General features: G+C 61.2%; 16 protein-coding genes. 5 read left to right on the forward strand and 11 right to left on the reverse strand.

Annotation, left to right across the window (positions count from 1 at the left end; translation table 11 throughout):
* Positions 1-2 precede the first annotated feature (2 nt).
* Both AB1462_RS12860 and AB1462_RS12865 read right to left on the reverse strand, forming a co-directional pair.
* Complete coding sequence (locus tag AB1462_RS12860; protein WP_259193290.1) at positions 3-1,154, reverse strand: M14-type cytosolic carboxypeptidase; 1,152 nt, start codon at positions 1,152-1,154, stop codon at positions 3-5.
* A 463-nt stretch (positions 1,155-1,617) separates the two neighbouring features.
* A complete protein-coding gene (locus tag AB1462_RS12865) occupies positions 1,618-1,968 on the reverse strand; it encodes a DUF3077 domain-containing protein (protein ID WP_090402674.1) in 351 nt (116 codons plus the stop codon).
* A gap of 131 nt (positions 1,969-2,099) precedes the next feature.
* On the opposite strand from AB1462_RS12865, the gene AB1462_RS12870 reads away from it, so the two are divergent.
* A complete protein-coding gene (locus AB1462_RS12870) occupies positions 2,100-2,735 on the forward strand; it encodes a LexA family transcriptional regulator (RefSeq protein ID WP_090402676.1) in 636 nt (211 codons plus the stop codon).
* On the opposite strand, the gene AB1462_RS12875 is transcribed toward AB1462_RS12870, so the two are convergent.
* From AB1462_RS12875 to AB1462_RS12890, 4 genes are all read right to left on the reverse strand, one after another.
* On the reverse strand, positions 2,732-4,657 hold the full coding sequence (locus AB1462_RS12875; RefSeq protein WP_367246804.1) for a biotin carboxylase N-terminal domain-containing protein: 1,926 nt from the start codon (positions 4,655-4,657) through the stop codon (positions 2,732-2,734). The genes AB1462_RS12870 and AB1462_RS12875 overlap by 4 nt on opposite strands.
* Positions 4,654-5,460, reverse strand: coding sequence for a gamma-carboxygeranoyl-CoA hydratase (locus tag AB1462_RS12880; RefSeq protein ID WP_367246805.1), 807 nt, complete (start codon positions 5,458-5,460; stop codon positions 4,654-4,656). Before AB1462_RS12880 ends, AB1462_RS12875 begins: the two co-directional genes overlap by 4 nt.
* Before the next feature lie 15 nt (positions 5,461-5,475).
* Positions 5,476-7,080, reverse strand: a complete 1,605-nt coding sequence (locus AB1462_RS12885) for a carboxyl transferase domain-containing protein (RefSeq protein WP_259193293.1) — start codon at positions 7,078-7,080, stop codon at positions 5,476-5,478.
* Between the two features lie 105 nt (positions 7,081-7,185).
* Positions 7,186-8,349, reverse strand: a complete 1,164-nt coding sequence (locus tag AB1462_RS12890) for an isovaleryl-CoA dehydrogenase (protein WP_090402686.1) — start codon at positions 8,347-8,349, stop codon at positions 7,186-7,188.
* Positions 8,350-8,499: 150 nt separating this feature from the next.
* On the opposite strand from AB1462_RS12890, the gene AB1462_RS12895 reads away from it, so the two are divergent.
* Both AB1462_RS12895 and AB1462_RS12900 read left to right on the forward strand, forming a co-directional pair.
* Complete coding sequence (locus tag AB1462_RS12895; protein WP_367246806.1) at positions 8,500-10,134, forward strand: AMP-binding protein; 1,635 nt, start codon at positions 8,500-8,502, stop codon at positions 10,132-10,134.
* Positions 10,135-10,214: 80 nt separating this feature from the next.
* A complete protein-coding gene (locus tag AB1462_RS12900) occupies positions 10,215-15,398 on the forward strand; it encodes an NEL-type E3 ubiquitin ligase domain-containing protein (RefSeq protein ID WP_367246807.1) in 5,184 nt (1,727 codons plus the stop codon).
* A gap of 548 nt (positions 15,399-15,946) precedes the next feature.
* Here AB1462_RS12900 and AB1462_RS12905 read toward each other — a convergent pair.
* The 3 genes from AB1462_RS12905 to AB1462_RS12915 all read right to left on the reverse strand — a co-directional run bounded on the left by AB1462_RS12905 (position 15,947) and on the right by AB1462_RS12915 (position 18,306).
* On the reverse strand, positions 15,947-16,846 hold the full coding sequence (locus AB1462_RS12905; RefSeq protein ID WP_367246808.1) for a hydroxymethylglutaryl-CoA lyase: 900 nt from the start codon (positions 16,844-16,846) through the stop codon (positions 15,947-15,949).
* 16 nt (positions 16,847-16,862) lie between these two features.
* Positions 16,863-17,255 carry a MerR family DNA-binding transcriptional regulator gene (locus AB1462_RS12910; protein ID WP_090402693.1) on the reverse strand — a complete coding sequence of 131 codons (393 nt, stop codon included), beginning with the start codon at positions 17,253-17,255 and terminating at the stop codon, positions 16,863-16,865.
* 115 nt (positions 17,256-17,370) lie between these two features.
* Entirely contained in the window at positions 17,371-18,306 is a 936-nt protein-coding gene (locus AB1462_RS12915) for a LysR family transcriptional regulator (protein ID WP_027606275.1), read from the reverse strand.
* Positions 18,307-18,472: 166 nt separating this feature from the next.
* Between AB1462_RS12915 and AB1462_RS12920 the strand changes: the two genes are divergently transcribed.
* Positions 18,473-19,702: an acyl-CoA dehydrogenase gene (locus tag AB1462_RS12920; RefSeq protein ID WP_259193298.1), complete on the forward strand. Its 1,230-nt coding sequence runs from the start codon at positions 18,473-18,475 to the stop codon at positions 19,700-19,702.
* A 122-nt stretch (positions 19,703-19,824) separates the two neighbouring features.
* Here AB1462_RS12920 and AB1462_RS12925 read toward each other — a convergent pair whose 3' ends face one another.
* Positions 19,825-21,159: a substrate-binding domain-containing protein gene (locus AB1462_RS12925; RefSeq protein ID WP_367246809.1), complete on the reverse strand. Its 1,335-nt coding sequence runs from the start codon at positions 21,157-21,159 to the stop codon at positions 19,825-19,827.
* 123 nt (positions 21,160-21,282) lie between these two features.
* Entirely contained in the window at positions 21,283-22,095 is an 813-nt protein-coding gene (xthA, locus tag AB1462_RS12930) for an exodeoxyribonuclease III (RefSeq protein WP_367246810.1), read from the reverse strand.
* Between the two features lie 168 nt (positions 22,096-22,263).
* Between xthA and AB1462_RS12935 the strand changes: the two genes are divergently transcribed.
* Positions 22,264-22,908 carry an N-acetyltransferase gene (locus AB1462_RS12935; RefSeq protein WP_090402699.1) on the forward strand — a complete coding sequence of 215 codons (645 nt, stop codon included), beginning with the start codon at positions 22,264-22,266 and terminating at the stop codon, positions 22,906-22,908.
* Positions 22,909-22,928 lie beyond the last annotated feature (20 nt).

Here is a 22,928-nt window from a genome sequence, read left to right on the forward strand (position 1 = left end):
GGTTAGCGCAGTGCCGTGACGAGATCGGCCACGGTACTTAACACAGTCTTGCCCAGTTGCCTTGAGCGCTCACCTGACCAACCGGTCTTCGGGTTGGGGGCGTCATCGTTGTCCTTGAACGGCATTTCCAGGGTCAGGGACAGGCAGTCGTATTTCTCGCCAACGGCATTGCAGGCCAGGGTCATATTGGCTTCGCCCGGCAAGTCGCGGGTATAGCCGTGAGTGGTTTGGAAGTCACGGGTCAGCGAACTCAAATGGCTGCGGAAGCGTTTTTCCAGCGCTTTGATACGCGGGGTGTAGCCGGGGTTGCCTTCGCAGGCAGCGGTGAACACGTAGGGGATTTCTTCGTCGCCGTGGATGTCGAGGAACAGATCGACACCGTACTGTTCCATTTGCTGTTGCACGAACAGCACTTCCGGGCTGATCTCCTGGCTGGCGCTTTGCCAGGCGCGATTGAGGTCCTGGCCCATGGCGTTGGTGCGCAGGTGACCGTGGAAGGCGCCGTCGGGGTTCATGTTTGGCACCAGGTACAGGTCGGCAACGGCCAGGAGTTTTTTCATCTCGGCATCGCCATCCTGTTGCAGGCGTTCGATGATGCCCTCCATGAACCATTCGGCCATGTGCTCGCCGGGGTGCTGCTGGGCGATGATCCAGATATTGCGCCGGCCTTCGCCGCCTTTGCCTCGCCGCAATAGTTGAATGTCGCGGCCCTCGACACTTTTGCCGGTGGCCAGCAGTTTGGTGCCGGCGTACTTCAGGGCCTGGTCAATCAGCCAGTCGTGGCGTTCGCGACTGTAGGGCTCGAAGTAGGCCAGCCAGGCATGTTTCTCACGGGTTTCGAGGCTGATGTGCAGGATCTCGCCGTCAAAGCGCGTAGGGACTCGGAACCAGTTGACGTGATCATAAGACGCGACAGCGTTGTAGCCGCTCCAAGCGTGCCTATACGAAGAGCCACCGGCGTTGCTCAGGCGAAAATTATGGGTGTGGCCCACGTGCATGCCTTCGGCTTTGAAGTGAAACCATTGGTAATGGTGGCTGCGGGTATCGGGTTGGATGGCCAGCAACAACTGGTAGGCATCGCTGGCGTCGAGCACTTGGATATTGCCACTGTCGAAGTCGGTACTGATCTTGATGGAGGTCAAGGCCACGGTCATAGTCTGGTTGCCTGAATATGAGTGTTGTGGCGGCTATATTACACAGGAGTCTGGTAAAGCCTGGATGCAAAATTGTTGCAGGGAGGGGGGCGTCGTCCATGACGCCGCCGCAGCTTAGAATCTATGAGATTGATTCTCAAGCGCTATTTCGCAGAGATGTGCGCCAGAGCGCTCGACCGGCTTTCTTTGGGCGATGGTCTTTTGCTACTATGCGCGCCATCAAGCAATACACAGTCTTCATTAGCCTGAAGCCATGCCAGGGAAACTGGCAAAAAAAAGACCCGGCCAAAGAGCCGGGTCAAAAACCGTGATTAGCCTGATGAGGAGATATTCCAAGAGTCCGACCTAAGGTCCCTTGGTCTATCGACTGATCTCGCGATCAGCTGAGTCCAATAATAATCATTATCATTTGCAAGTCAAATGTTTTTATCCGTGGGATAGAAATATTTTTCCTTCGCGCCTGTTATCCGTTCGCCCGAACCTCCGGTGCCTGCAACGACTGCTCTACCATCGCCTTCGCCATATCAATCAAATACACCACCGAAAATGCCAGGTCGCGCTGGCTGCCCTGATGGCTGCTCGCTGATTCGTAGGCCGTGGCGGCGGCACTGCGCAACAGGTCCGAGGCGTGCACCAGGGCTTCCTCCTGGCTGATGCCAGGCTTGATGGTGAACAGGCCCATATCCGGGATGGGTGCTGACATATTCTCTTTCAAGTAAAAGTCCAGCGCACGCTGGGCAGCACCGCTGCTGCGCAGGCCTAGCATGTCATCGCTTTGAGGGGGTTCAGGCAGGAGATACGGGCTCGTCGTCATAAGGGGCGGTACTCTGGGTGGGTGTCGAAAACCTTATGTTCGATGATAGTACGTATCGTATTTATGTCGTTTTATGGATTACTACAAACTGTTTATTGCCCTGGAAAATACCTGACGTATTGTCGGCCCCCATGGATAAATGGATAGCGTTGGTCAAGGCCAATATGAAAGACCGCAAGGTCACCCAGGGTGAGTTGGCTGAACGCTTGGGCATGTCCCAGGGCGGCGTCGGCCATTGGCTCAACAAGCGCCGCGTGCCGAGCCTGGCGGATATGAACCGGGTGCTGGCAGAGCTGGGGCTGGGCTACCTGGAAGTGGTGCAGGAGCTGCGTGAGAAGGCCGACGAGGTTCGTGGCCCGACAAAACAGTACACGTCGTATTTTCGCTACCCGGTCAGCGAGTGGAAAGGCCTGTGCGAAATCCGCGAAGAGCGCCCGGCCTATGGCGCTGCGCGCTTCGAACTGACGGACTACCACGCCCAGGGAGACGCCTTCTGGCTGCCGGTGACAGGTGACGCCATGACTGCGCTCAGCGGCCCGAGCATCGCTGCGGGGATGATGATCCTGGTGGATCCGGCCATCGCCGTCGAACCCGGCAAACTGGTAGTCGCCCAACGGGCCGACAGTCCCCAGGCGACCTTCCGCCAGTTGTTGGAGGAAAGCGGCCAGCTCTACCTGGTGCCGCTCAACCCCACCTACCCGAAACTGCTGTTCACCGTTGATTGTCGAATCCTCGGCGTTGTCGTGCAGGCTACGGCGAAGTTCTAGTCCGCCGTTTCGAGCTCAACCAGCGCGCACCCTTCGGCAACCATTTCGCCTTCCAGGCAGAACAGCGCCTTGACCACCCCGGCCTGTGGCGCGCGGATGCTATGCTCCATCTTCATCGCTTCAAGCACCACCAGTTGCGCGCCGGCCTCGACCGTTTGGCCGACGTCCACCAGCACCCGCACAATGCTGCCGTTCATCGGTGCCGTCAGGCCGCCCTGGTGAGACTGGTTGGCTTCGACGGCCGCAATTGGATCGAACAGGCCGACGCCATGCATCTCGCCGTCCCAACGCAGGAACACCGTGTGCCCGTTGCGCACTGCCAGATGTGAACGACGGACGCCCTGATATTCGATCACTAACTGCTCGCCCTGCAGTTTCGCGGCGTCTGCGACCAGTGTCACCAGGCGGTCCTGGCCATTGCAGCTCAAATGCAGCGAGACCTCGGCGGGCAATCCAGCACGGAATCCACCGGTGTCCGCCCATGGCCCGTCACCCGCAGGCAAGCTCTGCATGAAGGCCGAACCGGCCGCCTGCCAGAACGCGTCGCTCAACGTTCCGGCCACCGGCAGCAGCTCGTCCTGATAGCGCGGAATGAACCCGGTGTCCAACTCAGCTGCGGCAAATGCCGGATGGCCAATGATGCGCCGCAGGAAGCCCAGGTTGGTCTTCAGCCCACCCACGGCAAACTCATCGAGCATGCTCAGCAACCGCAGGCGCGCCTGTTCACGGTCTTCGCCCCAGGCAATCAGCTTGCCGAGCATCGGGTCGTAGAACGGCGACACGGTGTCTCCTTGCTCAACGCCACTGTCCACGCGGCGCCCCGGGCCCGGCGCGGACTCGCGATACAACGCCAGGTGCCCGGTGGCGGGCAGGAAGTCGTTGGCGGGGTCTTCGGCGTACAAACGCACTTCAATTGCATGGCCGATCAGCGGCACCTGCTCCTGGGTGATCGGAAGCGCCTCGCCCTGGGCGACGCGAATCTGCCAGGCCACCAGGTCCAGGCCGGTAATCGCTTCGGTGACCGGGTGTTCGACCTGCAGCCGCGTGTTCATCTCCATAAAGAAAAACTCGCCGCGCGCATCCAGCAAGAACTCGACCGTGCCCGCACCCACATAACCAATAGCCTGGGCCGCACGCACCGCCGCTTCGCCCATGGCCTTGCGCTGTTCAACGCTCAGCCCCGGTGCCGGCGCTTCCTCGACGACCTTTTGGTGGCGACGTTGGATCGAGCAATCCCGCTCATTGAGGTACAGGCAATGCCCATGTTGATCGGCAAACACCTGAATCTCTACGTGGCGTGGCTTGAGCAGGTATTTCTCCACCAGCATCTGCCCGTTGCCGAAGGACGACAGCGCCTCACGCTGGGCGGAGGCCAGGGCTTCGGCGAGTTGGCTGACGTCCTCCACCACTTTCATACCCTTGCCGCCACCACCGGCGGTGGCCTTGAGCAGCACCGGATAGCCGATGCGCGCGCAGGCGGCGCGGAAGGTTTCCAGGTCCTGGTCTGTGCCGTGATAACCCGGCACCAGAGGCACGCCGGCGGTTTCCATCAGGGCCTTGGCGGCGGACTTACTGCCCATCGCGTCGATGGCCGAGGCGGGCGGCCCCAGGAAAATCAGGCCTGCCGCTTCAATCGCACGGGCAAACCCGGCGTTTTCCGACAGGAAACCGTAGCCTGGATGAATGGCCTGGGCGCCGCTGGCCTGGGCGGCGGCGATCAGTTTGTCGATTTGCAGGTAGCTCTCGGAGGCCTTGCTGCCCCCCAGGTCGACACGAATATCCGCCTCGCGGCTGTGTCGCGCATCACGGTCGACGGCGCTGTGTACCGCCACGGTGGTCAGGCCCATGGCCTTGGCGGTACGCATCACCCGACAGGCAATCTCGCCGCGGTTGGCCACCAGTACGGTGGTCAATGTGCTCATGAACGTGGCTCCTGGGACTGCCAACTCGGTGGGCGTTTTTGCAGGAACGCGCGCAAACCTTCCTGGCCCTCGGCGCTGACACGGATGCGCGCAATGGCATTTTCGCAATAGCGGCGCAGGGCAGGGGTGAGCGCGCCGTTACCGACTTCGCGCAACAGGTCCTTGCTGGCGCGCATCGCCGCCGGGCTGTTTTGCAGCAGATTGGTGATCCACTGTTCCACCTGCTGCTCCAGTTCGCCAATCGGGTAGCTTTCCGCCAACAGGCCGATCTCCCGTGCACGCTGGCCGCCAAAACGCTCGGCGGTCAGGGCATAGCGCCGCGCCGCACGTTCGCCGATGGCCTGTACCACGAACGGGCTGATCACCGCCGGGGCCAGGCCGATGCGCACTTCCGACAGGCAGAACTGCGCATCATCGACGCCGATGGCCATGTCGCAGCAACTGATCAGGCCCAGCGCGCCACCGTAGGCAGCGCCTTGCACCACCGCCAGGGTCGGGATTTTCAGCTTGGCCAGGTTGTACATCAGCTCCGCCAGTTCGCGGGCGTCGTCCAGGTTGGTGTGGTAATCCAGCTCGGCCGACTGCTGCATCCAGGCCAGGTCGGCACCGGCGCTGAAATGCCTGCCGCGCCCACGCAGGACCAGGAAACGCAGGGACGCATCACTCTGCACATGGTCGAGGGCGATGATCAGTTCGCGGATCATCTCGGCGTTGAACGCGTTGTTCTTGGCTTCACGACTGAGCCACAGCGTGGCAAAGCCACGGCTGTCGGTGATCAGTTCGAGGGTGTTGAAATCGCTCATGGGGGACGGCTCCATTTACATGCGGAACACGCCGAAGCGGCTCGGCTCGATGGGGGCATTCAGCGCGGCGGACAAGGCCAGGGCCAGCACGTCGCGGGTCTGCAACGGGTCGATGACGCCGTCGTCCCACAGGCGTGCGCTGGAGTAATAAGGGTGACCCTGGGTTTCATACTGGTCGAGGATCGGTTGCTTGATCGCCGCTTCCTCTTGCGCGCTGAACCCGACGCCTGCGCGTTCGGCCTGCTCACGCTTGACCTGCACCAGCACGCCCGCCGCCTGTTCGGCGCCCATCACGCCAATCCGCGCGTTGGGCCACATCCACAAAAAGCGCGGGTCATAGGCGCGCCCGCACATGCCGTAATTGCCGGCGCCGAAGCTGCCGCCGATGATCACCGTGAATTTCGGCACTTTGGCGCACGCCACCGCCGTCACCAGCTTGGCGCCGTGCTTGGCGATGCCACCGGCTTCGTATTTCTGGCCGACCATAAACCCGGTAATGTTCTGCAGGAACAGCAGGGGTATCCCGCGTTGGCAGGCCAGTTCGATAAAGTGCGCGCCTTTTTGCGCGGCCTCGGCGAACAGAATCCCGTTGTTCGCCAGGATCGCAATCGGGTAGCCGTGCAGGTGCGCGAAGCCGCACACCAGGGTGGTGCCGAACAGCGCCTTGAACTCATCGAACACCGAGCCATCCACCAGCCGTGCGATGACTTCGCGCACATCGAAGGGCTGCTTGGCATCGGCCGGGATCACGCCATAAAGCTCTTCGCTGCTGTACAGCGGCGCCACTGGCGTGCGTTGCAGCAGCTGGCCCTGCTTGCGCCAGTTGAGGTTGGCCACGCTGCGTCGGGCCAGGGCCAGGGCGTGTTCGTCACTGTCGGCATAATGGTCGGCCACGCCGGAGATCTTGCAGTGCACATCGGCACCGCCGAGGTCTTCGGCGCTCACCACTTCACCGGTAGCCGCCTTGACCAGCGGCGGGCCGGCCAGGAAGATCGTCGCTTGGTTGCGCACCATGATCGCTTCGTCGGCCATGGCCGGCACGTAGGCGCCGCCAGCGGTGCACGAGCCCATCACCACGGCGATCTGCGGGATGCCCTGGGCGCTCATGTTGGCCTGGTTGAAGAAGATCCGCCCGAAGTGCTCGCGGTCCGGAAATACTTCGTCCTGGCGCGGCAGGTTGGCGCCGCCGGAATCCACCAGGTAGATGCACGGCAGGCGGTTTTGCTCGGCGATGGTCTGGGCGCGCAGGTGTTTTTTCACCGTGAGCGGGTAGTAGGAGCCGCCTTTCACCGTGGCGTCGTTGGCGACGATCATGCATTCCACGCCTTCCACGCGGCCGATGCCGGCAATCACGCCGGCGGCGGGTACATCTTCGCCATACACCTGATGGGCGGCCAGTTGGCTGAGTTCAAGGAACGGCGAGCCCGGGTCCAGCAGGCGGTTGATACGCTCACGGGGCAGCAATTTGCCGCGCGAGGTGTGGCGCTCCTGGGCCTTGGCGCCGCCGCCTTGCTGCACGTGGGCGAGCAGGGTGTGCAGGGCATCGACCTGTTGGCGCATCGCCGCGCTGTTGCTGGCGAACTCCGCTGAGCGTGGGTTGAGCTGGGTGTGTAGAAGCATGGGCTACTCCGTAGCAGCTTTGAGTTTCGAGCGACAAGCTACAAGTTAGAAGCAAGAGCACCGTCCTCTTGCCGCTTGAAGCTTGTCACTTGCCGCTGACGAAATTCATTTTGTCTCGTTAAAGAGTTCGCGACCGATCAGCATCCGCCGAATCTCACTGGTACCGGCGCCGATTTCATACAGCTTGGCGTCACGCAGCAGGCGCCCGGCGGGGAATTCATTGATATAGCCATTGCCGCCGAGAATCTGGATCGCGTCGAGGGCCATTTGCGTGGCGCGTTCGGCGCTGTAGAGGATCACCCCGGCCGCGTCCTTGCGCGTGGTCTCGCCACGCTCGCAGGCCTGGGCCACCGCGTAGAGGTAGGCGCGGCTGGCGTTGAGTTGGGTGTACATGTCGGCGACCTTGCCCTGGATCAGCTGGAATTCGCCGATGCTTTGGCCGAACTGCTTGCGGTCGTGGATGTACGGCACGATCAGGTCCATGCACGCCTGCATGATCCCGGTGGGGCCGCCGGACAGCACCACGCGCTCGTAATCGAGGCCGCTCATCAGTACTTTCACACCGCCGTTGAGCACGCCGAGGATGTTTTCCTCCGGCACTTGCACGTCATCGAAGAACAGCTCGCAAGTGTTGGAGCCGCGCATGCCCAGCTTGTCGAACTTGTTGCTGCGGCTGAAGCCTTTCCAGTCGCGCTCGACGATAAATGCGGTGATGCCGTGGGCGCCTTTCTCAAGGTCGGTCTTGGCGTAGATCACATAGGTGCTGGCGTCGGGACCGTTGGTGATCCAGGTCTTGCTGCCGTTGAGCACGTAGTGGTCGCCGTGTTTGTCGGCGCGCAGTTTCATCGAGACCACATCGGAACCGGCGTTGGGTTCGCTCATGGCCAGGGCGCCGACGTGTTCGCCGCTGATCAGTTTGGGCAGGTACTTGAGCTTCTGCTCGTGGCTGCCGTTGCGGTTGATCTGGTTCACACACAGGTTGGAATGGGCGCCGTAGGACAGCGCCACCGAAGCCGAGCCACGGCTGATTTCTTCCATGCTCACCACGTGGGCCAGGTAACCGAGGCCGGCGCCGCCGTATTCTTCCGGCACGGTGATGCCCAGCAGGCCCATGTCCCCGAACTTGCGCCACAGGTCGGCGGGGAACAGGTTGTCGATGTCGATCTGTGCCGCGCGGGGCGCGATTTCCTTGGCCACGAAGGACTGCACCTGGTCGCGCAGCATGTCGATGGTTTCACCGAGGGCGAAGTTCAGGGACGGGTAACTCATGGACAGGCACCTTAATGTGGACTTTGTTGTTGTGTGGAAGGTGTGCCAGGGAAGGACGCTCACCTTTACGTTAACGTAAGCTTGCGTTATGGCGCTGTCAATCGTAGTTTACGTATACGTCAACCTACAAAAAAGACAACAGGGGTCGTTATGGATCAACCGCATCCGAGCTACAGCCGTGGCTCCCAGGACAAGAGCTTGCTGGCCATGACCATTGGCCAGGCCTTCGATCACACCGTGGCGCAATACCCCGATGGCGAAGCCCTTGTGGTGCGCCATCAGCAACGTCGCTACACCTGGCGGCAGCTGGCCGAGGCCGTCGATGTGCACGCCCGTGCATTCATGGCGCTGGGCATGCAAACCGGTGATCGCCTGGGCATCTGGGCGCCCAATTGCGCCGAGTGGTGCATCAGCCAAATCGCCAGCGCCAAGATCGGCGTGATCCTGGTCAACATCAACCCGGCTTACCGCAGCAGTGAACTGGACTACGTGCTCAAGCAGTCCGGTTGCGAGTGGTTGGTGTGCGCCGGGGCGTTCAAGACCTCTGACTATCACACGATGCTGCAGGAGCTGCAGCCTGAGCTGCGCGGCATGATCAGCCTCCACCCCAACCCGCCCCCGGGATTCCTGCCCTGGTCGCAGCTGGCGGCCCTCGGTGCAGCCCTCCCACCCGAGCAGTTGCACAGCCGCCAGGCCAGCCTGCACTTCGACCAAGCCGTCAATATCCAGTACACCTCCGGCACCACCGGTTTCCCCAAGGGCGCCACCCTCAGTCATCACAACATCCTCAACAACGGCTATATGGTCGGCGAAAGCCTGGGCCTCACCGCGCAGGACCGCCTGGTGATCCCGGTGCCGCTGTACCACTGCTTCGCCATGGTGATGGGCAACCTGGGCTGCATCACCCACGGCACCACCATGATCTATCCGAATGACGGCTTCGACCCGCTGCTGACCCTCACCGCCGTGGCCGAAGAGCGCGCCACCGGCCTGTACGGCGTGCCCACCATGTTCATCGCCCTGCTCGATCACCCGCGCCGGGGCGAGTTCGAGCTGTCCACCCTGCGCACCGGCATCATGGCCGGCGCCACGTGCCCCATCGAGGTGATGCGCCGGGTCATCGGCGAATTGCACATGGGTGAGGTGCAGATCGCCTACGGCATGACCGAGACCAGTCCTGTGTCCCTGCAAACCGGTGCGGATGATGACCTGGAACGCCGCGTGACCACCGTCGGCCGCACCCAGCCGCAACTGGAAAGCAAGATCATCGATGAAGCCGGTAACACGCTGCCCCGTGGCCAGGTCGGCGAACTGTGCACGCGTGGCTACAGCGTGATGCTCGGCTACTGGAACAACCCCGACGGCACCCGCGACGCCATCGACGCTGAGGGCTGGATGCACACCGGTGACCTGGCCAGCATGGATGAGCACGGCTATGTGTGCATCGCCGGGCGCAACAAGGACATGATCATTCGCGGTGGCGAGAACGTGTACCCACGCGAGGTGGAAGAGTTTTTCTTCACCCACCCGGCGGTGGCTGACGTGCAGATCATCGGCATTCCCGATGAGCGCTATGGCGAAGAGATTGTCGCCTGGATCAAATTCCACCCCGGTCATGTCGCCACTGCGCTGGAGCTGCAAAGCTGGTGCAAGGGTCGCATCGCGCATTTCAAGACGCCCCGGTACTTCAAGTTTGTGGAGGAGTTCCCGATGACGGTGACCGGCAAGATCCAGAAGTTCCGCATGCGCGAGATCAGTATCGAAGAGCTGCACCACGCGAGCTGAAACGCGGTGCATGGCTACCGCCGCGGGCTGGACCGCGTTGCCTAGAGTGGCGGGATATTTCGCCATTGAAGGCCATGCGCATGACAGTCCCGATTATAGACCCACCCGCACCTGACACTGATGAAGAGCAAAGCCCTCATGTCACGGTGATCCGAGACAACACGCCGGCGTGGTACACCGCCGCCGCAGACGTGCGTAAAACCGAGTTGGCCGCGCTGAGCCTGCGTATACCGGATTGGTTCAAGCAGGCTTCAGCGTCATCCAAGGCCACGCTCAAGGAGGTTCACGACCGCAGCCGGCGCGCCTTGAATAACCTGGACCAGTTGCTCAGCCAATTGCAAAGCCCGGTTGACTACGCCGAACCGTTGCTGGTGGCCGCCATCGAACAAACCTTTGGCCAGCGCCTGGATGTGCGCACCGTGTTCTATGCACGCAAGATGGAGGAAAACGAATGCAACCCCGGCCCCGTTGAGGTGGACGCCAGCAGCGCTCATGCATTGGCGCCCCGGTACTATTTCTACAAAGGCCTGAGCCTGCTTGAGGCGGCGCTGAATAATTTCACTGCCGATGAGGCCGAAAAACCGGTATGCGGCGATTGCCACCTGATCACGCGGTACAACTTTCACCACTACCGCGCCGACAGGAAGCATTCCGTGACGAGTGTCCAGGCACAGACGCTGGACATCGATGCCCACGCGTTTGCCGGCCTGTGCCGGGAGCTGGATCTGGGCAAGTCGTATTTCGAACACGCGCGCGCCGCGCTCAATGCGCATATCAGCTCAACGCCAGGCGCGCCCCCCGGCAAGCTCTATGGCACGCTGATCACCAGTCATCGAAATCAATTGGCACTGGCTGCTGAAATCGCCTTGATGAAGGGCGATATTCAACCGCCGCAGCACGCCTTGATCAACGCGATCCTGCTCAATCAAACCAAACACCAATGGGCCGGGGATGACGTCGCGTTCTGCCCGTACCGGCTGTTGAACGTGCAATTGGAGGGCATCCTGATCATCGGGCCGCGAGTCTGGCAGGAGTACCTTGTCAACGCCGAGATCCTGCCGCGCCCGTGCATGGTGTACATCCCCGGCGACCCCCTTTACCCGCTCAAGACTTACGACACCCTCGTCGCGTTTACCGAGCACTTGACCACGCGCCTGTGCAGCGTCGAGTACCGCACGTTCTTCAGTCAATGTGTGCCGCTGTCCGAGCAGGATGGTTTTTTTTCCAGGCTCAAGATGTTGCTTGATCCAAAGGCTGTGTACACGTTCGACCAGGATTTCGATGCGTCCAACAAACGCTCGATCAACCGTCAGGGCCATTACGGCACGGCCTGGGACGACGTGTGGATGGACTACGCGCAGCAGCGCGTGCAGGCAATCATGCACAACGCCAGCGCCAGTGCGGTGGCCACGGCGGATATCACCCAGCGTGCCTATAACGCCTGGCTGTGGTCGTGGGGCAGCAAGGCCTTGAACATTCTTAACCTGGCGGCGTTCGTGGTACCGGGCCTCGGCGAAGTGATGCTGGTGGTCGGCGCGGTACAAATGGCCTATGAAGTGTGCGAGGGGATCGAGTCGTGGTCCAACGGCGATGTGCGCGAAAGCTGGGCACATTTCTCGGGCGTGGCGCTCAACTTGGCGGGCCTGGCGGTGCCCAAGGCACTGATGGTGTTCAAGGACACGGCATTGGTCAGACGGCTGGTGCATGTGCAGTTCGGCGGGCGCCCGCGTCTGTATGACTTCACCCCAGGCGCCTACCGGCATCAGGTCGCATTGCCGGCCGATCTTGTCGCGCAGGCCGACGGCCTCTATGCCCATCAGGGCCGACTGTACCTGCCGGCCGAAGAGGGCGGGCATTATCAGGTGCAGGCCACGCCAACCCGCAATCACTTCAAGCTGGTGCACCCCGAGGGCGAGGCGCGCTATGCGCCGAGTATTCGTCATAACGGCGAAGGCGCCTGGGTGCATGAGTTCGAACAACCGCTGAAGTGGGATCGCAGAACCCTGCTGCGGCGTATCGGCCCGCATGTCGAGCGTTTCAGCGATGACCAACTGGAGCAGATCCGGCGGATCAGCGGGGTGTCCGATGATGCATTGCGGCGCATCTATGTTGACCAGCAACTGCCCCCGCCGTTATTCCAGGAAACCCTCAGGCGCTTTGAGTGTGGAGCCAGGCACCAGGCGTTTATCGATCAGTTGAGCAACGCCGACCCGCAGGTCTTCGGTCGGGTCGATGCGTCATTGCAACTGAAGCTACTGCTGGACAACGGCCTGTGGCCCAAGTCCCGGGTACTGGTGATGTTTGATGCGCAAGGCAATCTGGTCTGGCGTTCTGCCGAGGTCCGGGCACTCAGCCAGGTGGTCAAGGTTGAGGCCGAGCAGGCTGAAAGTGGTCTGCTGCTACCGGCGTTTCTCGAGCAACTGAGTGAGCCTGAAATCCGCCAGTTGCTGGATGAGGACAGCCTGTTGCGCGATGTCCGGTTTCGCCTGATTCTGGGCGGGGAAGTGGATGCAGAGGGCAACTCTATCCCCAGGGCGGCGGATGACGAGGCGCTCAATGCCCAGGCGCAACAGATGATGCAGTCGCTGCGTACGCCGCAGGCGAGGGCGCTCCGGTACCGTGATCGGTTGCTCGAAGTGGCCACGAAGACCCAGGGCAAGCTCTACAGGGACGAGGTCCTGGCCGGGGATGTCTCCAGCGATACCCACGCGCAACTGATCCAGCGTACATTCCCCGGCTTGCCCAAGCTCGCCGCCGAGGAACTGGCAAGCCATGCCAGCTCTCAGGAAGTGGCGCAAATGGACACCACCTCACGGCTACCCCTGCGGATGGCCGAAGAAGCCCGTTATTACCTGCAAAAAGCGCGGATCATGCGCGCGCATACCGCGCTGCTGTTCGACAGTGAACTGACGATGGACGGCGTACACCTGGCGCTGCACAAGCTCGCAGCGATAGCCGGTCGCCTCGAGGGTATCGGGATCGAGTTGCGGGCGGACAGCTACGATGGCGCGGTGTTGGATCGTATTGGCGCCATGGATGCCCCTCGGCAGATTCGCCTGGTACGGGTCAGCATGAAAGAGTGGGCGGTTTACAGCGAGTCGCACAGGCTGACGTACCGGCGGGCAGACAAAGATGCGTTCTATAGCGCGCTCCTGGTGGCCACTGAAGATCAATTCCTCGACATGCCGCGAATCCGTGCATCGACCCCGGGCTTGAAGGCGCAGATCGTGCAGCAGGCCCTGAGTGAACAGACGAGCCGCGAGGCGCTGGGCCTGCAAGCGATCAAACCGGGGTTCAAGTCGCCCATGCGCTTGGCCGACGGGCGTGTCGGCTACCCGCTGAGTCCGGTGGGTGGCGCCACGCCGTGGCCCTCGGTGTGTGTCATGAAGGCGATGATGTTGTACCCGTCAAAATCCATTGACGCCGTTGTCGAGATGCTTGGGCTGCAAGGCCGCAGCAGTGCCACGCTGCTGGCAAGGCTGAACCAGCTTGAACAGGAATTCGCGCAGCTCGACCGCGACTTGGTCGCCTGGCAGCAGGCCGGCGAGTCGGGTTACCGGAGCGCCAGGCGTCGGGCCAGCGCGGACCTGCGAAACGCCTGGCAGCGCAAAACGGCCATAGCGTTCGCGGCGGATGGGACGCCTATTGGGCATGAACTGGATCTTTCCGATGAGGTGATCCACGAGCTTCCTGCGCTCAGCGCCAATATGGACCACGTGGGCAGGCTGAATCTACGCCGCATGGGGTTGTCGGACAGTTCCTTGCCGTTTTTTCGGGCATTCGGCGGGTTGCGCTGGCTGGATCTGCGCGAGAATAACCTCACCCAACTGCCGGAATTTGCCAACGCGGGCGCCGGGCTGACCAAGCTCAACCTGAGCCGCAATGATATCCGCCTGAGCGAGCAAGGCCGGGTGCGCCTGGAAGGCATGCGGGCTCTGAAAATTCTCAACCTCTCCGATAATCCCCACCTCGGCTGGACCGCCGACGTGCGCGGCATGCGCAGCCTGAACCAGCTGTATCTGAGTAACACCGGCAGTACCCACTTCCCGACAGGCGTCGAGCAACTGACTCAGCTGGCGCGGATAGACCTGCACACCAACCGGCTCACCACGCTGCCGGAGTACGCGTTCGAGCATCTGGAACGCATCATTGTGCACGACAATCCGTTATCGGCAGACACCTTGGCGCGTCTTGCTGCTGAGTTGCCGGCGCATCAGGCGGTGTGGACGGACCATGTCGATACCGTCGATGCCCGGGATTTATGGCTGGTTGATACGCCGCAGGTGCAGCGCGCCCAGCGTAGCAACCTGTGGGATGACCTGCGTGCCAGTGCAGACTCGCAACAGTTCTTCACGGTGCTGGCCGACACCACCCGCGGTGCCGAATATGCTTCCGGTAACACCCGTGCGGCCCTGGCAGCACGGGTGTGGGACATGCTTGAAGCGGCGCAGCAAAGCCAGGACATCCGCGAGATCTTATTCAGCACGGCAGATGATCGAGTCACCTGTGGCGACGGGAGCACCGTGGAGTTCATGAACCTCGAAAGGGAGTTGATCGGCGCCAGAGCGTTGCTGCTGGCAGGGGATGTGCACGCCGAGAGCATGCTGATCAGTACCGCGAAAAAACTGTTTCGCCAGCATCTGGTGGATGTCATCGCGCAGCGCGACGTCGAGGCGCGGGGGCCTGGCTTCGCCGAGCAGGTCGAAGTCATCCTGGCCTATCGGGTCGGTCTGGCGGACCGATTGGACCTGCCGGTGAAATCCCGAGGCATGCTGTTTCCCCAACAAGCGAATGTCAGCCAGGCAGCACTCGACCAGGCCTATACGCAGGTGCTTGCGGCTGAACAGGTCACCGCCGATGAAACGGCGTTTTTTGCCGAGCGGCGCTTCTGGCAACAGCACTTGCGCACCCAGTACCCGCAACAACTTGAAGCCTTGATGGGGCCCGGCGACGCGCTGAATCGAGCCAGGGTCGACGCGCTCGATGAGCTCGCGCAGTGGGAGGCGCAGGAGAATACTGCTGCGGATCAGGCGAGCAAAGATCAGTGGCAGGCACGACACACTGAGCTGGTGGATAATCTGGTAAACATGCTGGGTAAGCCCAGGACAGAAATCCTGGTCGATGGCGCGATGCAAAGCGCGTTCTATCTCGAGCAGTTGAACGTGCTGGGCGTGCTGCATTTGCAACAGGAAGAACAGGCCATGCGCACACTGACGCGGTCAGTGCTCAACAACGCCGCCGCCGAGCAGGGGACGCCGGTCTGAAAAGGCCAGGTGCAGACAGCACAAAGGGGACCCGAGGGTCCCCTTTAATTTGTCGTTGCGTGCTCTTTTTTATTATTGAGGGGCGGCCTGTTGTTGTTTTTGGCAGCCGTGGCCCTTTACCGCTGTTTTGGCGACCCCCATTCGGGGTCAAGAGCAAACGTATTTTTTTGAGCGCTGATCTGCTTCTTCGTTAACGATCCAACCAGTGGGTAGCTACCTGAGGTAGTTTTATTTTTCTCTAACCGGTTGCGGGTTTCGGCATGCCGGACCCTGCGAAGCACATCTTCTCCAAAAAAATCTGTTAGCTGCGTCTCTGCCGTGTTGTTTTTGTTATGTCAGAGTCGTTTCGTCTTATTTTTATTAGGTTTGGCGCTTTTTATTCTTGTTATGCCATAGAGATAGCAGAAGGCGTGCCAACTTTTAAAATTGCTTTAAAATCAATAAGTTAATTTTTTGGTAGGATTTTTCCTGCGGCAAATGCGACTAAATATGTTCCCGTGTTACTCGATGTGTAGTCGCGCGGTAACACATTGTCACGGCTACGCTACTCAACTGGCGTTACGCGCCTTGGCCACGCGCGAACCCGTGGGGCGGCCCAGCACGTGGCTGATTTGCAGGCCCGCACGAATCAATGCGTCCAGGTCGATACCGGTGTCGATTCTCAGGCCATTGAGCAGGTACAGCACATCTTCGGTGGCGACGTTACCGCTGGCGCCCTTGGCATAAGGGCAGCCGCCGAGGCCCGCAATAGAGCTGTCGAATACCGTGATACCTTCCAGCAGGCTGGCATAGATATTGGCGATGGCCTGGCCATAGGTGTCGTGGAAGTGGCCCGCGAGTTTGTCCCGTGGTACCTGCGCACCGACCACGTCGAACAGCCGCCGCGTGGTACTCGCCGTGCCGGTGCCGATGGTGTCGCCCAGGGACACCTCGTAGCAGCCCATGGCATACAGCTCCCGCGCGACCGCCGCCACTTGCTCTGGCGCGATCTCACCTTCGTAAGGGCAACCCAACACACACGACACATAGCCGCGCACGCTGATGCCGTGCTGCCTGGCTGCGGCCATGATCGGCGCAAAGCGTTCCAGGCTGGCGCTGATGGAACAGTTGATATTGCGCTGGGAAAACGCTTCGGAGGCCGCTGCAAACACCGCCACTTCCTTTACGCCCGCCGCCAGCGCGTCCTCAAAACCACGCAGGTTTGGCGCCAGCGCGCCGTAGGTCACGCCGGGCTTGCGCTGGATCTGCGCAAACACTTCGGCGGAACCGGCCATTTGCGGCACCCACTTGGGCGAGACAAAACTGCCGACTTCGATATAGCTCAAGCCCGCCGCGCTGAGGGCATCCACCAATTGGACCTTGTCGGCCACGCTGATGGGTTGGGCTTCGTTCTGCAAACCGTCGCGCGGGCCGACTTCCACCAGGCGTACATGGGAGGGGAGGGACATGGCAGCTACCTTCTGATCAATGGCCAACCTGGCCCATGGTGTGGGCCAGGGCCTGGGTGCAACGCTCTTCAGCGGTGTCCAGTTCCAGCTTCATTTGTTCGATGTCCAACAGTTGCTGTTCCAACTGCTCACGACGCTCGGCGATCTTGGCCAGCATGCTGTTGAGTTGGATCTGGTTGCCGCCGGTGGGGTCGTAGAGTTCGATCAGCTCACGGCACTCGGCCAGGGAAAAACCGATGCGCTTGCCCCGCAGGATCAGCTTGAGGCTGACCTTGTCCCGTGCCGAATAAATGCGCTCCTGGCCCCGGCGTTCCGGAGCCAGCAGGCCTTGTTCTTCATAGAAGCGAATGGCGCGGGTGGTGATGTCGAGCTCGCGGGCTAGGTCGGAGATGCTGTAGGTCGTGCTCATGGGGGCGCTCAAGAAGGTCTTGGCGCTAAGCTAATGGCAGGTTGACGTGAACGTCAAGGTCCGCTGCGCAGCCCATCGCGGGCAAGCCCCCTCCCACAGGGGGCGTTCTTCAACCTCAGGCCTGTTGTTTATCCAGCTTCTTTTCGTGGGCGGTGACTTGCTGGCACAACTCGATCATCTGCTCGCGCATCCAGCGGTTGGCCGGGTCCTGGTCGGTGCTTTCGTGCCAGTACAGGTGGGTCTCCACCGGTGGCACGTCATTGACCGGCAGGTTGAACCAGTGCAGTTCATGGCGGCGGGCGAAGCGTTCCGGCACGGTCATGACCATGTCGGTCTGCTGCAACACTTGCGAGGCCATCAGGTAATGCTGGGAGCGCAGGGCGATCTTGCGCTGGATGCCCATCTTGCCCAACGCCAGGTCGACGTGGCCCAAACCGTTGCGGCGGCTGGAGATATGGATATGGGTCAGCGACAGGTAGTCATCCAGGGTGAATTTGTCCTTGCCCGCCATGGGATGACCCTTGCGCATGGCGCACACGTAGCGGTCTTCCATCAGCTTGACGTGGCGCACCTGCGGGTCGGTGTTGAGCGGCGCATCCACGGCAAAGTCCAGGCGCCCGGCCGCCAGTTCCTTGGTGGTCTCGCGGCGTTTGGACAGGAAGCTCTCGATCACCACGGTGGGCGCCAGGCGGCGCAGGCGTTGGAACAGCAGCGGCAGAATCACCGCTTCGGTGAGGTCGGTCATGCTGATGCGGTAGGTCTTGGCCGCCTGCTGTGGGTTGAAGATGCGGCTTTCCTGCACCGACACGCGCAGCAACGACAACGCATTGCGCACCGGGCCGATGATGTTCTGCGCCATCGGCGTGGGCACCATGCCTTGGGCGGTGCGCACGAACAGCGGGTCGTTGAACGTCTCGCGCAGGCGGGCCAGAGCGTTGGACACCGCCGGTTGGGTGATGCCGACAATCTGCCCGGCGCGGGTCAGGTTGGCTTCGGTGTAGATCGCGTCGAAGACGATAAAGAGGTTGAGGTCGACCTTGCTCAGATTCATTGGGTTGCGCTCTTATTATTAGGTGGCGATTTGTTACGTGCTCATACGTCAATCATATATCGGTGATGAATGTTAATACACGCCGAGAATAGGCTAGGTAAATTATCAACGCTGTTCTAGCATCGATTGCATGACCTAAACAACCTCTCAAAGAAGGGAGCTGCTCATGGATTTCGCCTATTCGCCCAAGGTTCAGGAACTGCGTGAACGCGTCACCGCGTTCATGGACGCTTACGTTTACCCGGCCGAGCCGGTGTTCGAACGCCAGGTCAGCGAAGGCGACCGCTGGCAGCCCACCGCCATCATGGAAGAGCTGAAAGCCAAGGCTAAAGCCGAGGGCCTGTGGAACCTGTTCCTGCCCGAATCCGAACTGGGCGCCGGCCTGACCAACCTTGAATACGCGCCACTGGCCGAGATCATGGGCCGCTCGCTGCTGGGCCCGGAGCCGTTCAACTGCTCCGCCCCCGACACCGGCAACATGGAAGTGCTGGTGCGCTATGCCAACGAAGAGCAGAAACAACGCTGGCTCGAGCCGTTGCTACGCGGTGAGATCCGCTCAGCCTTCGCCATGACCGAGCCCGATGTGGCGTCCTCGGACGCCACCAACATGGCCGCCCGCGCCGAGCGCCAGGGCGACGAGTGGGTGATCAACGGCAAGAAGTGGTGGACGTCCGGCGCCTGCGACCCGCGCTGCAAGATCCTGATCTTCATGGGCCTGAGCAACCCGGATGCACCGCGCCACCAGCAGCACTCGATGATCCTGGTGCCGGTGGATGCCCCCGGGGTGAAAATCGTACGCCCGCTGCCGGTGTTCGGCTACGACGACGCGCCCCACGGTCACGCCGAAGTGCTGTTCGACAATGTCCGTGTACCCTATGAAAACGTACTGCTCGGTGAAGGCCGTGGCTTTGAGATTGCCCAGGGTCGCCTTGGCCCAGGCCGTATCCACCACTGCATGCGCTCCATCGGCATGGCCGAGCGCGCACTGGAATTGATGTGCAAACGCTCGGTCAGCCGCACCGCATTCGGCAAGCCTTTGGCGCGCCTGGGCGGCAATATCGACAAAATCGCCGATTCGCGCATGGAAATCGACATGGCGCGCCTGCTGACGCTGAAAGCGGCGTACATGATGGACACCGTGGGCAATAAAGTGGCGAAAAGTGAAATCGCCCAGATCAAGGTGGTGGCGCCGAACGTGGCGTTGAAGGTGATCGACCGCGCGATCCAGATCCACGGCGGAGCCGGCGTCTCCAACGATTTCCCGCTGGCCTACATGTACGCCATGCAACGCACCCTGCGCCTGGCCGACGGCCCGGACGAAGTGCACCGCGCGGCAATCGGCAAGTTCGAGATCGGCAAGTATGTGCCTAAAGAGTTGATGCGCGGCGGGCAGTAAGACTGCGTTGCCTGCATCGGGGGCAAGCCCCCTCCCACACTTTGAATGTATTCCCAAATCAAAATGTGGGAGGGGGCTTGCCCCCGATGAGGCCGGATCAGGCCCTGAAGATCCAGCAGCCCTCAGTACACCCAAACCTCCACCCGCCGATTCTTGATCCGCCCTTCATCCGCCGTATTTGCCGCCACCGGCATCTGTGCGCCGAAGCCGCGAATATCGCGCAATACCACGCCGCTCTTGACCAATTCCCGGCGCACCGCCATCGCCCGCAGCTTCGACAGCAGCGCGGCGCGTTGCGGGTCATTCTTGGCGTCGCCGAACCCGACCAGTGATACCTGCTTGTCGAGTTGGTTGTGGCTCTTTATATAGGCCACGACGCGCTGCACATCCTGGCGCGCCTTGTTGTCCAGGCTGGCGCTGCCTTCCGCGAAGCGAAAATTCACGGTCAAACGCTGGGCGTCACGGGCAATCGCTTGGTAGTCGTCAGGCATCGAGGGACGCGGTTGCACCGTCATCGCCTGCACCTGCTGCGCGATAAACCCGTTGGCCGCCACAATCGCCTGGCCTTTGCTGCTCTGGGTAAAGTCCACCAACGCCTTGGCCCACGGGTTGCGGGAGGACGGCGGCAGGTAGAAGAACAGTCGGCGTGACAGCGGATAATCCTCGGTGGCAATCAGGCTGTTCAACGGCAACATTGGTTGCGAATCACCATCGACAATTGCCACCGCCTTGGCCTGGCGTACGTAAGGCAAGCCGATAAAACCGATGCCCTGGGGATCCTGGCTGACCGCATCGGACAACGCTTCGCTGGACTCGAAGCGCTTGGCGGAGGCGGCCAGGGGCTTGCCGCGCAGGCGCAGCACCAACTCCTTGAAGGTGTCATAGGTGCCGGATTGGTCATCCCGCGCGTACAAGTGAATGGCGCCGCCGACACCGCCCAATGCTTCCCAGGTGTTGATTTCGCCATTGAAGATCTGCGCCAGTTGCTCAGTGTTCAACGTATTCAGTGGGTTGTGCGGGTTGAGGATAATGGCCAGGCCGTCGATGGCGATCACCTGTTCGGCCTCGGGGCTTTTCAGGTCGCCCAGGGGTTCGAGGTCCACCCGTTCGCTGTCCTTGATCGGACGCGAAGACGCGGCGAGGTCGGCGCTGGTTTTTTTCAATGCGACAAACCCGGTGCTGGAACCATGGGCCGCGACTTCTATGGTCACCGTCTTGCCCTGGCGCGTCTTGCCGACCACGCGCTGTTCATTGGCGCCCTCGGCGGGTTCGCTGTGCACCGCCTGCAGGCCCTGATGCTCCATCAACCCCTTGACCAACGCCGGCCCCAACGCCGCGCCAATGGTGTTGGAACCTTGGATGCGCAAGGCAGGCCCTTGGTCGGGAACGGGTAGGGGAGCAGCCACAACGGGGAGGGAAAGCACGCAACACAACAGGAACAGAACGCGCAGCGTCATGCCGGCACCTTCTCAAGCCAAAGGGAGTGCCGCGAGATTAAGTCAGTTGGGTTTCAATAATGTGACCGACACTCAAGCGATTAAAAAAGTGGGAGAGGGCAAGCCCCCTCCCACATTTGATCGTCAGCTCAGTTCAAGCCAGATCGGCGCATGGTCAGACGGCTTCTCCAAACCACGCAGGTCGTAATCCACACCCGCATCCTTGACCCGCGGCACCAGGCCGGTAGACGCCATGATCACGTCAATGCGCAGCCCACGCTTGGGCTCATCCTCGAACCCGCGGCTGCGGTAGTCGAACCAGCTGAAACGGTCGGCCACATCGGGGTTCAGGTGACGGAAGCTGTCCACCAGGCCCCAGTTCTTCAGGCGCGCCATCCACTCGCGTTCTTCCGGCAGGAAGCTGCACTTGCCGGTTTTCAGCCAGCGTTTGGCGTTGTCGGCGCCGATGCCGATGTCGCAGTCTTCCGGGGAGATATTCACGTCGCCCATCACCACCAGGGCCTGGTCGTTGCTGAACTGGCTTTCCAGCAGTCGCTGCAAGTCTTCGTAGAAGCGCTGCTTGGCCGGGAACTTGGTCGGGTGGTCGCGGCTTTCACCTTGTGGGAAATAGCCGTTCATGATGGTAACCGGATGGCCGTTTTCATCGGCGAAGGTGCCCCAGATAAAGCGGCGCTGGGCATCCTCTTCATCACTGGCAAAGCCCTTGTGTACGCTCAACGCTTCTTTGCGCGAGAGCAGTGCCACGCCGTAGTGGCCTTTTTGGCCGTGGTAGTACACGTGATAGCCCAGTGCCTGCACTTCGGCCAGGGGGAACTGGTCGTCGTGGACCTTGGTTTCCTGCAGGCCGATGACATCGGGTTGGTGTTTTTCAATCAGTGCCGCCAGCTGATGAGGGCGGGCGCGCAGCCCGTTGATATTGAAGGAGACGATTTTCATGGTCGGCGGTCCAGTCTGGCAAAAGGGCGATGCTAGCGGACAAGTCGGATGGGGGCCAGCGTGGCGGTAGGACAGATGCACTGCTAATGTCTGGGAACGACTGGTGCTGCGTAGGTTCGTACCCATAAGAACGCCATCTATTGAGTGGCGCCCAGGGAGATTGACTGTATGACTGACACTGCCATTGGCGAAGTTCGCCTGCTCAACAGCGGCTATTCCCGCGAAGCTCGCTCCCTGCTGTACCAGGCCTATCGGCATGAGCCGACGTTTGCCTACATCTTTGAAGCTGAACGCGCAGGCTATGAACAGCGGGTACGCGCCACCGTGCGCGAACTGGTCAAGCAGCATTTCTTCCAGAAACTTCCCGCCATCGGTCTGTTCGTCAACGACCGCCTGATCGGCATCGCGCTGATCGCGCCACCCCAGCGGCGCCTGGGGATTACCGAAAGCTGGGCCTGGCAATTGCGCATGTGGCTGAGCACCGGCGTGCGTGGTACCCGTCGCTACCTGGACTACCACTATGCGGTGATGGCCTGCTTGCCCAACGAGTCGGTGCATGTGCTGCCGCTGATGGGCATTCACCCGCAATTCCAGGGCAAGCACTACGGTGAACAACTGCTGGGAGCGGTGCACAACTGGTGCGCGGAAGACCCGCACTCATCCGGCGTGGTGTTGGACACGGGGAATTCGCGCTATCTGGAGTTCTACAAACGCCAGGGTTATGAGGAGATCGGTGAAGTCGCTGTAGGACCGATTCTGGAACACGTATTTTTCCACCCCAATCCGCAGGTGTTACATGCTGCAACGGCTTAGCGCAGAATTTTTCAGAATCG

The organism is Pseudomonas sp. SB113 (genome assembly GCF_040754745.1).
In the GTDB taxonomy this organism is placed as follows: domain Bacteria; phylum Pseudomonadota; class Gammaproteobacteria; order Pseudomonadales; family Pseudomonadaceae; genus Aquipseudomonas; species Aquipseudomonas grimontii.